12 protein-coding genes are annotated in these 16153 nt (G+C 34.6%); 9 read left to right on the top strand and 3 right to left on the bottom strand.

The window, feature by feature from the left end:
- Positions 1-8: 8 nt before the first annotated feature.
- From OL234_RS09060 to OL234_RS09035, 6 genes are all read left to right on the top strand, one after another.
- Positions 9-1448, top strand: a complete 1440-nt coding sequence (locus tag OL234_RS09060) for a glycoside hydrolase family 1 protein (RefSeq protein WP_275468906.1) — start codon at positions 9-11, stop codon at positions 1446-1448.
- 68 nt (positions 1449-1516) lie between these two features.
- Entirely contained in the window at positions 1517-2125 is a 609-nt protein-coding gene (locus tag OL234_RS09055) for a bifunctional 2-keto-4-hydroxyglutarate aldolase/2-keto-3-deoxy-6-phosphogluconate aldolase (RefSeq protein ID WP_275470145.1), read from the top strand.
- A gap of 1203 nt (positions 2126-3328) precedes the next feature.
- Complete coding sequence (locus tag OL234_RS09050; protein ID WP_275468905.1) at positions 3329-6895, top strand: lectin-like domain-containing protein; 3567 nt, start codon at positions 3329-3331, stop codon at positions 6893-6895.
- Between the two features lie 5 nt (positions 6896-6900).
- Complete coding sequence (locus tag OL234_RS09045; RefSeq protein WP_275468904.1) at positions 6901-7356, top strand: LPXTG cell wall anchor domain-containing protein; 456 nt, start codon at positions 6901-6903, stop codon at positions 7354-7356.
- Between the two features lie 2 nt (positions 7357-7358).
- Positions 7359-8174 carry a WxL domain-containing protein gene (locus OL234_RS09040; protein WP_275468903.1) on the top strand — a complete coding sequence of 272 codons (816 nt, stop codon included), beginning with the start codon at positions 7359-7361 and terminating at the stop codon, positions 8172-8174.
- Between the two features lie 75 nt (positions 8175-8249).
- Positions 8250-9263, top strand: a complete 1014-nt coding sequence (locus tag OL234_RS09035) for a DUF3324 domain-containing protein (protein WP_275468902.1) — start codon at positions 8250-8252, stop codon at positions 9261-9263.
- Between the two features lie 204 nt (positions 9264-9467).
- On the opposite strand, the gene OL234_RS09030 is transcribed toward OL234_RS09035, so the two are convergent.
- Together OL234_RS09030 and OL234_RS09025 are read right to left on the bottom strand one after the other, a co-directional pair.
- Complete coding sequence (locus OL234_RS09030) at positions 9468-9731, bottom strand: hypothetical protein (protein WP_275468901.1); 264 nt, start codon at positions 9729-9731, stop codon at positions 9468-9470.
- A gap of 503 nt (positions 9732-10234) precedes the next feature.
- Positions 10235-11230 carry a helix-turn-helix transcriptional regulator gene (locus OL234_RS09025; protein WP_275468900.1) on the bottom strand — a complete coding sequence of 332 codons (996 nt, stop codon included), beginning with the start codon at positions 11228-11230 and terminating at the stop codon, positions 10235-10237.
- A gap of 79 nt (positions 11231-11309) precedes the next feature.
- Here OL234_RS09025 and OL234_RS09020 point away from each other — a divergent pair, with 79 nt between their 5' ends.
- Both OL234_RS09020 and OL234_RS09015 read left to right on the top strand, forming a co-directional pair.
- Entirely contained in the window at positions 11310-11663 is a 354-nt protein-coding gene (locus tag OL234_RS09020; RefSeq protein ID WP_275468899.1) for a hypothetical protein, read from the top strand.
- A 676-nt stretch (positions 11664-12339) separates the two neighbouring features.
- A complete protein-coding gene (locus tag OL234_RS09015; RefSeq protein ID WP_275468898.1) occupies positions 12340-13209 on the top strand; it encodes a hypothetical protein in 870 nt (289 codons plus the stop codon).
- 112 nt (positions 13210-13321) lie between these two features.
- On the opposite strand, the gene OL234_RS09010 is transcribed toward OL234_RS09015, so the two are convergent.
- A complete protein-coding gene (locus tag OL234_RS09010) occupies positions 13322-13792 on the bottom strand; it encodes a DUF2798 domain-containing protein (RefSeq protein WP_275468897.1) in 471 nt (156 codons plus the stop codon).
- A 466-nt stretch (positions 13793-14258) separates the two neighbouring features.
- On the opposite strand from OL234_RS09010, the gene OL234_RS09005 reads away from it, so the two are divergent.
- Entirely contained in the window at positions 14259-15743 is a 1485-nt protein-coding gene (locus OL234_RS09005; RefSeq protein WP_275468896.1) for an ATP-binding cassette domain-containing protein, read from the top strand.
- Positions 15744-16153: the final 410 nt, after the last annotated feature.

The raw sequence follows: 16153 nt of genomic DNA, 5'->3' as shown, positions 1-16153 counted from the left end.
ATTAAATAATGTACGACTTAAAAAAAGGGTTTCCGAAAAATTTCTTATGGGGAGGGGCTACCGCAGCTTGCCAAATTGAAGGGGCATACGATATAGATGGCCGTTCATTATCAACGTCAGATATTCACTGTTACCATGTAGACGTTGACCGTAAATTAACCGTAGAGGACGAGCACACCGCAGAGAGTTTACAAGCCGCAATGAATGACACAACGTCTTACTTCCCAAAGCGTCAGGGAAATGATTTCTATCACCGCTATAAAGAAGACATCGCGCTAATGAAAGAGATGGGCTTTAAGTCATTCCGCTTATCCATTGCGTGGCCTCGTATCTTCCCACAAGGTGACGAGCTAGAGCCAAACGAAGCAGGGCTAGCTTTTTATGATCAAGTCATTGACGAGATTGTCAATAATGGTATGGAACCTATCGTGACAATGCTACACTATGATATTCCGTTAAATATCGTAACCAAATACGGCGGATTTAAAAATAAAGCGGTTATCGAGATGATGGTTCGCTACGGTAAGGTGTTATTAGAACGCTATGCAGACCGTGTGCATTACTGGATTCCATTCAATCAAATCAACTTAATCCAATATTGTGGGTTCAAATCATTAGGACTTGTTTTAGATCAAAGTGAAAACTTTGAGGAAGACCAGTACCGTGCGATTCATAATCAGTTTTTAATTAATGCTAAGCTAAAAGAAATCGCCAAAGAGATGCCAGAAAACCCTCAAATCGGCATTATGCTAGCAGACTGTACTTTCTATCCACATACGTGTAAGCCAGAAAATGTGAGCTTTGCCATGACACGTAATAGAATGCAATATTTCTTCTCAGACGTGGCTCTTCGTGGAAGCTATCCAAGACCCATGTTACGTTGGTTTAGTGAAAATAACATCCATTTCGAGATAACTGAAGAGGATGAGCGTTTATTACAAGATAATCCCTCTGATTACCTAGCCTTTTCGTATTATTACTCACGTACCGTAGATGCCAGTATAAATAGTATGGATGCGGCTGATATAACCGATAATCCCTATTTAAAAGCCAATGACTGGGGCTGGACGATTGACCCCCTAGGCTTCTACAACAGCATGAGTCAATATTGGGATAGATACCAAAAACCACTAATGGTTACAGAAAACGGCTTCGGTTACCAAGATGTCTTCGAAAATGAAACCGTACACGATGATTATCGTATCGATTACTTAAGAGAACACATCAAGGCAATGAAAGAAGCAGTCAAAGACGGCGTTGAGCTACTAGGCTATCTACCGTGGGGACCAATTGACCTAGTCAGCTCAGGAACAGCTGAGATGAGTAAACGCTATGGCTTTGTCTATGTCGACTATAACGACTTAGGTGAAGGAACTGGTGACCGATATAAAAAAGATAGCTTCGACTGGTATAAGAAAGTTATTGAAAGTAATGGGGAAGAGTTATAAAAAATAATAGGGAAGGTTTTCAAGTTAGCAGCTTAACTTGGAAACTCTCCACATAGGTTGAGACAACTATAAAAACACCGCTAGCAGTTGTCAGAACAAATACAAGTGAACAAGCGCTGCAAGCTACCAAAGCAGTCATCACAGGTGGCATTCAAGCCATTGAGATTACTTTTTCAGTTCCACAAGCAGAGCAGGTTATTGCAACGTTGAAAGCAGATTGTCAGGATGATCCACGGGTTATCATTGGTGCTGGGACTATTTTAGATCCCCAGATGGCGAGTACAGCTATTGCAGCTGGGGCCGAGTTTATCGTGAGTCCATGTTTTGATCAAGGGACTGCCGATCTTTGTCACTTATATCAAGTTCCTTATCTACCAGGTTGTATGACAATTAATGAAATAAAACAAGCCATGCAAGCTGGGTCAGAGGTGGTAAAACTATTTCCAGCCAATCATTTTCACTCAAATTTTATTAAGACGGTTCAAGCACCGTTACCTCAGGTCGCTATTATGCCAACTGGTGGTATTAATTTGGCTAACTTATTAGAATGGAAACAAGCTGGAGCGCTTATGGTAGGCATTGGTGGTAATTTATTTCAAGGTGTTTCAGAGGGTAATTATGAGTTGGTATCAAAAACAGCCCAAGAGTATAGTAAAATATGGCATCAGACGTTGTAAGTTCCAACTGATAGATGCAAAAGTTCAGTTACGAAAAAAGGTTAAAAACATGTTAGTTGTTTTTAACCTTTTTTAGTTTACCTATGTTAGGAATATCAATGTAATAAATGGATGATAGGGCATTGGTTGAGACATTTTTGGATTCAATCAAAATCATAAGTAGATATTGTCATTTTCGTTACAAATACCATTATAGTGTAATAAAAAATACATGTTTTTTTATTTTCGAAAAATTATTATTTTTTATGTTTTTTTATTATAAATAAAAAAAATAGCAATCTTTTATTTAATAACACATCTATTTTGTGCGTAAAAAAAATACCTAGGCACTATCCTACAAGACTAGTTTAAAATCACTTTAAAAAAACTAACTTTAATAAAATGTTGTAAGCGTCAGCATTGTAATTAATTAGTTATTTATAAGTTAATAAGAACTTATTCTTAAGGAATCTGTTTATTTTATGTCTGAGTGGTTGAGGCACGGTAAGCTGAAAATCATTTACTCATTTAGGTGTATTAAATAACGATTATATCAAATAATTAATAACATCTGTTTTTATCTGATACTTATTTTTAATATTAATAATAGTTATATATGAATCATAATGATCAAGTACTATTATAATCTAAGTGTTATTTTTAGTCTAATTACTGTTTGTTAAGGGGTATTTATTGTACAAAAATGTTGCTCGCTATAACAATTTGTGATAATTTATTATGGGAAGTGTAAGAGAGACAAGTGATTGAAGACAAATAAAACAAAATCCTCTTTCCAGAATAGGGCTAGTGGTTAGAGGCGTCATCGTCCAAAAAATAGTCGTGATAAGGCTTACTTAAAACGTGGAGCCATCATTTGATTGAGTGACACACTGATTTTTTATTCAATGTTCATGAAAGGTAGGTTAAATATGAATGTAGAGAGATATTTTGATGATGGTATTTTATTTGATGTAATATATCTAACACAGTCAGGCGCGGAAGGAATTTCTTATTATCTTTTTCCAATAGACTATTCCGAAAAACAAGTGAAGAATACATTAAAGAATAATCCCTATAATGTTAATGTCCTTCATGTTTTTGAATCAAGATATGTATTGAAGATAAAATCAGAATATATCAAATCTTAGATTATATAAGGAACGTTTAATTGGATTTTAGTGGGGTGTAGGCAGACTATTTAAGAATAGAAAGGGGTGGTTTTTGATGAAAAGAACAGCATTAAGTGCCTTGTTTTCGTTAATATTAGTAAGTAATATTCCAGTTCAGGTAATGGCATATTCGCCTGAAGTTGTGACAAGAGAAAGTTTAAGTTTTCAAAAAGAACTGAGTACAACTCAAGAAAAATTTTGGGAGCAGAGTGAGCCTGTTGATAAGTTTATTGAAAAATTAAAAAAAGATGCAAAAGATGATGAGTTAATCAGACTAGAAAAATTTCAAACTTTATTTCAAAAGGCTTTAGACAACCCGGCTAGTTCAAAGGGACAAGTGGAAAAAGAATTTTTAAGTATCATTCACTCAGTTTCCAAGACACAGCCTGAAGCAATCGAGTTACTAAAAAAAGACCTACAGAGTAATTTTTCTGACGATGATGTAAAAAATGAGACTGAGGAAACGACAGTGAGCTCTGAAGAAGAAATAGATCCAGAGACTAAAGTTGATACTCAAAAAGATACAGCGGTAATGGAATCTGAAGATTTAAAGGAAACGATTCAAGATTTAGATGCAAAATCTCAAGAGCTACCAACAGAAGTAGACGTAATAGAAGATTCTAAGGAATCTAAATCTAACTCTGAAGAGCCTCAAATAGTTTCAGAAGAAGAGTCAGAAGAGAACACTAAAGAATCAGAGGAGACTCTGGAACAAATAAGTGACGAGATTGAGGCTGAGACTGAGGTATCTAGTGTTGAAGAAAAAAATAGTCAAGAAAGTTCTGACGACGCTACTGACAACTCCCAAGAAACGTCTAGATTAAGTGATGTTGAAACCTATGAAGCAAAAAAAGAGACCATTGAAGATATAGTAGCCACTGCGCCACCAGGATTAAGGACCACGGACTTATTCAATATGCCAAAATCAAAGCATGATGGGATAGAAAATAAAGCAAGTGTGATGACAAATAAAGCGACTAATACGGATATTGTTGTGATTACGCCAGATGCAGGTGAGCAAATTGGGGTTATCTGGTCTAAGAAGACCTATAAATTAAATATAAAAAAAGATTTTAAGATACGGGCTAAGATGTATTTTGGCAACAAAGGGACTAAGGCAGCTGATGGTATGACATTTACCCTTCATAATCCGGGAAAAGATCAAGGCAGTTATGATGAGAATGGTGACGCAATTGTGATGGGGAATGCTGGTGGATCGTTAGGTGTGATGGGCAGAGCAAATAATAAGAACGATAAACCATGGGAAATGGCAGTACAAAATGCCTTTGCGATAGAATTTGATAGTCATGTCAATGGTAGTGGGTTAGATAAGGGAATTCCAAACAAAAATTTTCATATAGCTAGTTATTATCCAGCAGAACAAAATTATTATGCTAACAATAGTGGACATACCTTAACTCATGATGGCTTGATTAAATTTGCACCAAGTCGGCACCAATCTGATGGGAAGTGGCATGATTTTGAAATCGATTATAAAGTAGAGACCCAAAAATTAACCTATATATACGATGGACAATCTCAAACAGTTTCTTTAAAGAGTGAGTTGTTAGATCTTTCAAGCGCAGAAAATAATTCAATGATGTATTGGGGATTTACTGGAGCAACAGGAGGTGATTCAACAACTCAAGCGGTTGTTTTTGAAGAATTACCTGATTTAGGAAATACTTCCAATAAGCAAGATGTCAAAAAAGTAATCAATAATCAAGAAGAGTCTGTTGATAACACAAGTGATAGTGTGCAGTCAGGAGATGAATTATTTTATGAATATAAAATTGCTTATGGTGAAGGGAAGCAAGTGACTAAACAAATGCATCTTAATGCCTCATTAAATGATCTCGCACAGGTTACGGATGAGTCATTGAAAAAGATTGAAGTCAGGTATCAAAAATACGATAAATATGGCGGTGGTGAGCTGCTTGCGCCTCAAGGGAATCAGTCAGGAAATTATCAAGTGAAAATGTCTGAAAATGGTTTAGAATTTGATCATTTAGGTCCCCTTGGACCAGAGGATGGAGAGGCTGAATATTATCAAAGTATGGTTGTTCGCGTACCGATTATTGTTGATAAAAAGTATACCTTACAAGAACCAAAACTTGTTAGAGATAACTTTACGATTAGGGAACAAAACTATCCAGATATGACGAAACAAACGAATGATGGGTTAAAAAAAAGTAGTGTAGAATATACCATCAATCCAGTAAAAGTAGACTTAAAGCTAGATAAAATCAATGATCTTCAAAGAGAATTAAATCAAAATGAAAGTTCAACTAAAGAACCCCTCTATCATGTGAGTGGGGAGTTGAAAACAGCAGATAATTTTGATTTGACAGGCACTACCTTAAGAATTTCCAGTAATGAAGGTGGACTGGTAACTAAACAAAATAAACCAGTTACGTTAGAAACTGATAAGTTGAAAAAAAATGACATCTTTAAGATTGAACTGGAAGATAACCAATTGATAGCGTCTAAAAAGATAAATTACCAATTGGTTGATAAATCTGGCAAAGTGTTGATTGAAAAGTCACAAATTGTTGAAGATGCCACACCACCGACAGGAGATTTAAGAGATCCAATATATGTCATTAAAAATAAATTGCCTGAAGATCCTAATATTTTTATTCTAAATAAACAAGACAGTAATGATCAAAATCAAGAAGTTAAGGTTACTTATACAAGCAGTGAGGCTATGAAAGAAGCAGTAGCTAATACATCACCAATTGATGAGACTGGTAATTTTATCAAAAAACAGAGCCAGTTGACTTTAACAGACGATGCTGGTAATTATGTGGATCTAAATAAAAAGGTCATGATTGTTTTAGATTCTACTTTATGGCTAGAGGTTCAAGATACTACGCTAACAGCTAAAGAGTTAGTGAAAGATGCACCCAAGCAACCTGCTCTAATAGCACAAAGAGAACGAATCACAGCTGATACTCTTAAAAATATGCTAAGAGAAAAGGGGTTGCGAGGGAACTATCTTAATCTAGAGACCCAAGAAATTGAAGATGTTACGGATGAAATTAACTTACAAGAGTTAGATAAAGTCAGTTATCAACCCGGTACGTATCCAATAAAAGCATTGTTAACTAAGGGAAATGTAGAGGCAACTGAACAACCTTTTAAAATCACAGTTACAGATGGTCAAATCGGGCTGGCAGTTGAGGGGGAGTTAACGTATCAGCCGACGATTACTTCCCTTTTTAATCAAAGATATTCAGCTGATAATGAAGTTATTTTATCGGTGAAAGATCAACGTTATGCCAAAGATGGTTGGCAGTTAGATGTTTCAGCTAAACGGTTTACAAAAGACAAACAATTGATTTCTTTAGAGCAGTTAGAATTGTTAGGAAAATCAGGTAAAAAAATAAGTAGTATCCAAAGGGAAAATGGGTTTAGTTTCTCAGATAATACTCTTAAATCATTAGAAAAAAACAACTTAGCCAATGATCAGTCTAAGTTATCAATTCAATTACAAACGACTGAAGGCACTAATTGGGCTAAAAAGAGCGACCAATATGAAACAGAATTGATGTGGCAGTTGACGGCAACCGGAGAAGAATTTAAAACGTTATCCTTTGGGATACCTAAAGTGAGGGAGTGAGAAGTATGACATTAAAAAAAATAGTGCTCGCGACTTTACTAAGTGTAGTTTTAGGTAGTCTAGGGACGCTGATGACTTATGCGGATCAAGTTGATGAAGTAGTGACGCATGCTGAAATTGAATTTTTAAATGATGCACCGCCACTTCAACCCCCACTACCGCCAACAATTGCAGTACCAGATAAACAAGATGATAAAGAGCAAAAAGATCCTTCAGGTAAGATCTTTAAAAAACCAACGAAGGATAAAACTACTCCAAAAAAGGCAATAGAGTTAAGTAAAAAAGGTGATAGTTTAAAAAAACCGGAAAAGACTAAAAAATTAGATAATGAAGGCAAAACTTCAAAAAATTTTCCGCAAACAGGCGAACTAAAAAATAATAAGATACTAATTTTCGGCTTAATTATATTAGTGATGGTCGGATTATTATATAAAAAAAATAAACAAAAGGAGAATGATTAATTATGAAAACGACAAAGGTAGTTGGTTTAGTTATGGCAACAACAATTTTAGGAACATCAGGAGCAATGCTAGTGAATGCTGAGGAAGAAAAATCAGCAACTAATGTGACGACAACAGCTAAAGTAGAATTTACGACTAACGATTCAGGAGAAACACCACCAACAGATCCAGGTAAACCAGGAGAAGAAGTTGAACCTCCAGAAGATGGCGGTGAGCATGGTGGAGCTGGAGCTTTAAGAATTGACTGGGCTTCAAACTTTGATTTTGGTTCAAGTGAAATTAAAAATAGTGGTCAAGATTTAAAATTACCAGTATTAAGAAAAGGTGATCAGAAGTTAGCTCACTTCGTCCAAGTGTCTGACTTACGTGGGGAAGATTCTCCAAATTGGACCTTGTCAGTTAAAGCAAGTTCTTTAAACAAAGTTGCTAAAGAAGAGGGAACTAGAACTGATAGTGCTAAAATCACAGGAGCACACATTGATTTTACATCAGCTCCAATTTTTGCAACAGGATCTACTAACCAAGAAGTACCAGCTGAAAAACCTGAATGGCAAGCACAAAGTATTAATTTAGATGATGCAGATGGGCAAACATTAATCACTGCATCAGGTGATGGTGCTCGTGGAACATGGTCAATGGGGATGACAAGTAAGGTTGATGGGGAAGTACTTGAAAGCGATTCTGATATTAATTTGGTAATTCCTCAATCAGAAGTAGGTAAAATTCGTAAAGGTAGTTATAAAGCTGATTTAAACTGGAATCTAAGTGGTGAACTTGCTGCTACTAAAACAGGATTTATGGCACCAACAACAAAATAATCTTTAATAAAAAAACGAGGCTCACTGGTCTCGTTTTTTATTAATTATTTAGTGTAATAAAAGGAGAACATGTCTATGTTAAAAAAATTAAAAAGGCTAGTTATGATGACACTCATTTTAATTAGTTTAGGTCTAGGAAATTCAGCTTTAGCTAGTGAAAATAAACTGAATTTCACACCAACAATCAAGCAAACAGAGCAAAAAATGGATGATTCTCAGACTGATTTTAAACTAAAAGGCGAAGCTGGAAAAACTGTAGAATTGGCATTAGAAATTAAAAATGAAAGTGATCAACCCATTTCATTAAAAACAGGGATGAAAGATGCCGCTACAAATAATCAAGGAATTGTCAATTATACAGCAGATCAAAAAGTAATAAATAAAGAGTTATCTTTAGCTAAATTAGCAGATTACACTGAGAAATTCACCTTAAATGGCTATGAAAAAAAAGGAATTAAAATCAAAATCACTTTACCGAAAAAGCCCTTTTCTGGCATCTTATTAGGAGGACTGTTGATTGAACAAGAAGCCGATAAAAAAGGAACTAGCATGATTAAAAATGCTTTTTCATACTCAATCCCAGTCGTCGTGGTTGAATCAGAAGAAAATATTGATGCAGATTTGGTATTTAATAAAGTTAGCCCTGAATTAACTGGTGGTCGTAATGCATTAAAAATTAGTCTGGATAATCCTGTTAATAATTTATTGCCAGAAGCTAAGTATCATGTAGACGTCACGAAAAAAAATGAAAAAGAAATATTGTATAAAGATGAATTGAAAGGAATCAGTTTTGCTCCTAATAGTACGTTTCATCATTATGTTGAGATGGGGAAAGATACTTACAAAGCTGGAAGTTATATCGCTCATATCAAAGTTAATTCCCCTTATGGAGATTGGCAGTGGAATGAATTGTTTGAAATAAAAACAGACGTTGCCAAAAAACTTAATGAAGAATCTGTGAGTATTGAGCGGATGAGTCAAATGATGAAAATCATGATTCTAGTTGTAATTCTTTTAGTAGTATTGCTACTTATTATTCTTTATGTGATGAGACGGAAGTTAAAGGCTGCAAAAAATAATAAAACATAGCAGAGAGTGGCTTGCTTGGTATTAGTTTAAATTGTAAAGGTATCTCACATTATTATCATTGAATTGATAAATAGGTTTTTTTCTATACTAATCATACTGATTATCTGTAATAGGTCCTATTTTTAATAACAGTGAATAGGCTTATAACTAATTAAATAAAAAGAACCATAATGTCATACTATCGACATTATGGTTCTTTTATTGTTATCCAACAGTTAAATTTTTGTAGACTTTCAAACCAGCTCTAATACTAGTAAACATACCGATAAGGGCAATGAGTGCCATGGGTACGCTTGAGATGAGTGAGCGTTTAACATCGTCACTAGACATATAAGAGTCAGAAGAGGTCGTTGGAATAATCATGTAAGAGATACTTTCAAAAATAGTTGATAAGTTAAAAAGGAGTACAATCGTAAAAATTAGAGCTAGAACTAACCAAAAAATCACGATAAAATTAGTCTTTTTCATGGAAATCTCCTCCTGTTATTTTTTAATATATAACTAAGTATAACACAAATACTACTAGTTGGTTTAGGAGGAACCATCGTATGGGATAATAACTGATTGATAGTTGCTTAAGCTAGAAAATCTATGTTTAGTCTACTGGAGATTGGTTAGTATAGTTATTGGGGCATACAAAAACTGGTTTCCCCATATTGATCATATGGAAACCGGATTGAATCAGGTAATAGGCCTACTACTGTCTCCTTATTGAAATGATTTCTACTTGAAAGTTATTTGACTAGTTACTTTAACCTATTGCAGATGAAAGAGAGGTAATTTACTGGTACATCAATTAAAAGAGATCGGCAGTGTCGTTGAGTTTTCAATCATTTATTCAATTGTCATGATAGTGAGAGTGATCTATCAACATCATCCAGGGGTTGCTATTTTTTATTGGTTGTTTGTATCAAGCTAAAGCCATGTCTTACTTTGAACATGGCTTTTTAGCTTATTTTTTTAGGAGATTTTTAGGGTACTAGTTGATAGAGTGTAGCCATTTCTTTTATTTTTTCTGTCATTTTAGTTACTAGTGAAAGGGGGTGCGTTACTTGAGCGTTATTGCCTTGACTGAGTAACCAAAAAATGACGCCATCTTCATAAGAACAAGCCTTGACTTCAATATAGTTTTGATCTTTTGGGTAAGTAATCTCTGCCTCTGGAAATTTATCTTGAACGATTTCAGGTGCTCCCCAGTAGCGAAAGGTGAAACCAAAATCGCTACCTGAGGAGAACATATACAAACTTTTCTTCTGTATAATACCATCTTCTATTTTTTTAGCTTGAGGTACAGTCAAAGCTTTTTTTGCTAGACTTATCTTTTGGAAGCGATCTAAGCGTAAGGTTAGCAATTTGTCAGAATGATGGCTGTACATTTTAACGTAAAAATAATTTTCTGAGAACATCAGTGAAAGAGGGACACCATATATTTCTACAATTGAGTCATGTTTTGGGAGACAATAGGTAGTCATAAGTGTTTGCTTTTTAGTGATGTGCTCAATAAAAGATTGCAGTAAGGTTAAGATCGGTTTTTGATGAGAAACTTGTTGATAGTGGTATTCTTCACTCTTAGTTAAGTCATGTAAACAGTTTTGCGTGTCCGAATCAAGGTGAGAGAATAGAACAGTCATCATGCGTGTCAGCTCATCTTTGGTAAAAGCTCGACTAGTTAAAAGTAATTTGGCAATGACAAATGCTTCAGCACTAGTGTATAAGTTGTGTTGCTCAAGTCGGTAAGCTATCTCATCGATTCCTGAGACAGCAACAAGTTCGGGTGTAGGAGTGGGGGCTGAATCAATTAGCAGCGAGGCATCTGTTAGGAGCTCTCTGATTAATTTTAGATCACGTTGAATTGAGCGTTCCGTGCATTGATAGTCTAAGGCTAATTGTTGAGGATTGATTTGTCCTCCGTTAGTTAAGTGGAAGAAAATTTTTAAAAGTCGTTCACGTCCTGTTATTTTTTCCATAGAGTCCTCCTTGCGACGTATATTGTCGTCTGATAGTGGTAGTATAACATATGTAGTTAATTGTTAGGAGGAAATGTTAATGAAAGAAACCACCTTAGCCTTTAGTAATGAGTTATCAATCGGTGTCTTAAATTGTGATACCTTAGAATTAACAAGAATCAATCATGTGAAGCAAGATCACTGGATATTTAAAACCTTTCAAGTACCTTTTGATTGGTATTGGCAGGAGGATATTTTGATTATAGCTAGTCAAAGAGTGGTTCCTCGTCCAAATTGGCATAGAAAAATATATTTAGAAGAGCAAGAGATTGAGTGTTACGGTAAGTATTTATTTTTCTTTCAATATCATACAATTAATAATCAAGCGCTACTTGTGACATCGCTTAATTTGCAACGATTTGAGAAAATTAAAAGTCAATTATGGTATGGTTAAAAAAATAGCACGCTAAATGACGACAGTTGGGAGACAATTGATACGGACAGTCGTCAAGGAGAGATTGGGTGTCAGAAGATTTTAACCCATACTCCCTTTAGTGCTAGCCAGAACCAATTCCTTCTATTCATATCGCTTACAGTAGGGGGAAAACAATTTAAATAAAGCTGAGGGAAAATATTTTTAGATGTTATGCTAAAAAATTAACTATTGCTGATATTAAAGAAGACCATGTAGCGCTTATCTTGGGTACTAATAGTGAATGTGGGAAATTAGTAAAAATGACTAGTAACTACTTCCTTTTTATTAGACAATGGGTTTATACCATTTAAATAACTAAGAAAAAATTAATGGATAAATTAAGGAAATGCACTTAGCGTGAATAATTAGCCTCTTCTAACATCGTTAGTGATGAGTGAAAGTAAGAAATAATGGGGGAAATTATGACTTAACACTGGAACTTAAATGAAAGTGAGTTTCTAAAAGTTTTTGAGTAACTGCTCTAGTTGAGTTGCTTTGAGTTAGTACGAGAATCAGCGGAAGTTGAGTGGCAAGGCTTATATCTAGTAGAAGGCTCTTGAGTGTATGACAGCAAGGTCTGGATTTTATGTATAAACAGTATTTAATTAGTTTACTTGTCAAAACTAATAAAAACTAATTAATGGAGGAATGACTTATGGTACAGTTAAATTTTGAACAGTTACGAGGAAGTTATGATAAGGTTGATAGAACGTTGGAAATCACAGCTACAACCGATTTTAAAGAATATCTCAATGAATATGGGCAAGGATCTGGCTATCAATTATTTGAAAATTACCGTAAAGCAGAGGATGGTTACGATTTAGATGTCAGTTATATGACGATGGCACTCTTTGCAGAGATTATGGACTGGAACTTAGACACACAAGCTTATAGTACTCAGAAATATCAGTTATGTGATAAGAATGGAAAAACCTATAAAGGAGATACTTTAATTGGTCCATCAAGTTTTTTAGCTCCGATGTTTTATCAGAATGTAAGTGGCTTTTTAACAAAATATCGAGAGCAAGCAGGTAATCGTTATAGTAATAAAAAATTACCCGACATCTTGTCAGATTTAGCTAGCAAAGAGAGTGTTTTGACTCATTCTACAGAAATAAAATCAGAAATAGAGAAGTTGTTACACTACATACATGCTATTGGTAATGTTATTCTCTATCCATTTGATCAACGTATTGATCAAGGTAAAAGTCTTAATCAACTAAAAGGATTTAGCCACAATGATTCAGCTTATTATTATTTAGAAAAAGTGAGAGCATTATTGACTGGGTCTAGATCTTCAGATGGTAGCCCCATAGAAGAAAGAATTCTCAAACACTATAAGGGAATTAATTGGGAAGAATATCTGACAGCTAACTTTCTAAGCCCATTTATTAATGAGCAGGGAGAATTAAAAGAGTTGCTTAATTTAGACAGACCTACTCAAGAAAACCTGAAAGCAGTTAATGAGATGATTATAGCTAGGGGCAACTTAATTTTAGCAGCCTATCAAAGTAAACAAATGTAGTTTTTTTATAAAGAGATACCAAAGGCGTCGTTTTTTGTCACCTAATAATGATTCTTAACTAACAAAAAGGCAAGTCTGTTATCAATTAACAGGCTTGCCTTTTTAATAATGTCTAATGAGTATGGATGAGATACATAACTTGGCGAGCAATGGGTTGCGCGAGAAGAGCTTCTACTGCAAAGGCGATAGCAAAGTTACGTGGCCATTTGTAGAAAAAATGATAAAGGGGGTCTAGCGAAACGGTCCCTGTGCCGATCCAAGTCCCAATAATGGTCATTAATATCGAAATCATTAGAACATTACATAATGTTGTGACAATCATTTGGCTATTAAAGCTGTCATCTTCTGCCATGATTTTTTTTGCAAGTCGATCTGCTAGTGGATGGACTAATAAAACGATTGTCACTACTGCTAACCAAATGAAAGGGAGACGTTTTAAAGAGTGCTGCCAAATTTCTAAATTAAATCCTGTTTCAAAGCCAATAATCAGAGAACCAATCAGGCAAACTGAAATAATTGAAATGATACCTAAAAATAAAATGAATTCTTTAGTATTACGGGGTAGACGCATATGAAATAACAAACTGATTTCCTCCTAAAATAATAAAACAGTTACCTTTGATTAGGTACAAAAAATATCGTAGCACAAATAATTTTTTTTCATAAGAAATAAATGAGTTGAAAGGAAAATTCACTCAAAAAACTAGTAGTTAAATGAACAATCTGGCCGTTTTTTAGTCTAATTAGAAAAGATAAAAGAAAAAATTAGTAAAAAATATTGACAGAATAAGTTTTTGTTTGTTAAGATAAAAGAAATTATAACATGTAAGGAGTTGGCGCATTTGAACACTGTTTTATTTAAAAGAAATACTATTCTTATAAATAAACAGGTCGAGTGCGTCTTCTTTCTATAAAATAATTACTATAACGATGATTATTTTTGAGCACCCCTGTATATACAGGGGTGTTTTTTTGTATGCCGAAGGAGGCGAATAAATTGTTAGACAAGCTAACGAACAAAGCCTAAATACATAAAGTAGGTGAAGAAAATGATGACTTTAAGAAATATAGGACTACAAGAAAGAAAGACAGGACGTCAATTAGTAAGAGGTCTAAATTTGACTATTAATCCCGGAGATAAATTGGCAATCATTGGTGAGGAAGGTAATGGTAAATCAACCTTACTAAGAGTAATGCGTGGTAAGGAATATCTCCCAGATTTTGTTGAATTGACTGGTGATGTTATAACTGATACAACAAAAATTGGTTATCTAGCTCAGCAAGCAGCAACTGATGAACAGTTAACAATTGCCGACTTATTTCATGACGTTGATTGGAATGAAACATTTTTAAAAGCACTGAAAGAATTTGAAATTGATACTATTTTTAGTGAACAAAAACTTCAGACGTTATCTGGTGGTGAAAAAATCAGGTATCAGTTATTGGCGTTATTAGCTAGTTCCCCAGAAATGATTTTATTAGATGAGCCGACTAATGATGTTGATTTACAGGCTATTAATTGGTTAGAAAGGTTTATTAAAACAACGTCTATCCCAGTGATTTATGTGTCTCATGATGAGCACTTTATTGAACAGACAGCTACACGGTTGCTACATCTAGAACTAGCTGGGCGAAAAGATCAACCAATTCACACGTTAGACAATCAAGGATATGACAGCTATCGTCAGCGTAGGGCCTCACGTATTGCTAAAGAACAACATGAGACACTCGCGCAACGCAAAGTGTTGCATCAAAAAGAAGAAAAATTGCAACGTGTGTGGAATAAAGCTGAACATCAACATCAAAATGTTAATCGAGCAGATCCTCGTCTGCAAAAAAAAGTAGCGAGTCTAAAAAATCAACGGACACGTTTAGAAAAAGAGCAAGCAGGGGTATCCGATATTAAGGCTTATGAAAAAGAAAGTTTCTTTAGTTTTGCTTATTTAGATAAGGCGATTGTAGGTAAAAAAATAGCAACAATTGATCTCCCGGTGTTAGAAAATAAAAAAGGGAAACTAGCAGGAGCTATTCATTTACCTGTGTTATTGGGAGATAAAATTGTGATTACCGGCAATAACGGTTGTGGAAAAACAACCTTACTTAAAGAAATTTATCAACAGCTTGGGGATAAGAAGGTAGGCTATATGCCACAAAATTATGGTGAAGTACTAGACTTAGATCAATCAGCTAGTCAATTTTTAACTAGGCAAGGGGACGCTGATGAAAAAACGAAGATATTTACAATGTTAGGAAATGTTAATTTTACTCGTGAAGAAATGCAAATACCAATGGAAGAGTTGAGTGGTGGCCAACAAGCTAAAATTTTGCTATTATCTTTAATTTTAGATGAAGCCGAATGCCTTATTTTAGACGAGCCTACTCGTAACCTAAGCCCGATTACGAATCCTCTTTTATATCAAGAGTTAACAAATTTTAAGGGAACGATTATTAGTGTCTCCCATGACCGTAAATATATCAAAGAAATTGGGACTAAAATTTATCAATTAAATAAGACAGGTTTAATCGAATTATAGAGGATAGTAACACCCTCTAGTTATTTTTAAATGGGAAATAAATAGGGAGGGTTGTTATTTAATGACTAATTGTTATACGTGAGGTTTGCTATACTAGCAGCATCGATTGTGTTTGATAACGGGATGCCATTAATTTTTAAGCTGTCCTTTCAAGGAATATAGTTAGTTTATTTATGGTTGTTAAAGAATATCTATTTACAAATTAAAAATGACTCCCTTTTGGGCTCGGTTGAGTTATTTGTTAGTACCATTTTTATTTGAAACAGTTATTGATCTTAATAAATCAAGTTAATGTGAGTAGTAAGCTAGTTCTAATTAGTTTATTAGTCAGTTTTACTATTTCAATCCCTGTTTTAGCTTCATCGGAAGCTATGAACGTTATGAAAAAAACTTGAAATAATAGTGCGAAT

The sequence above is a fragment of the Vagococcus intermedius genome, from assembly GCF_029144185.1.
In the GTDB taxonomy this organism is placed as follows: domain Bacteria; phylum Bacillota; class Bacilli; order Lactobacillales; family Vagococcaceae; genus Vagococcus_D; species Vagococcus_D intermedius.
This window is presented reverse-complemented; position numbering and strand designations above follow the sequence as displayed.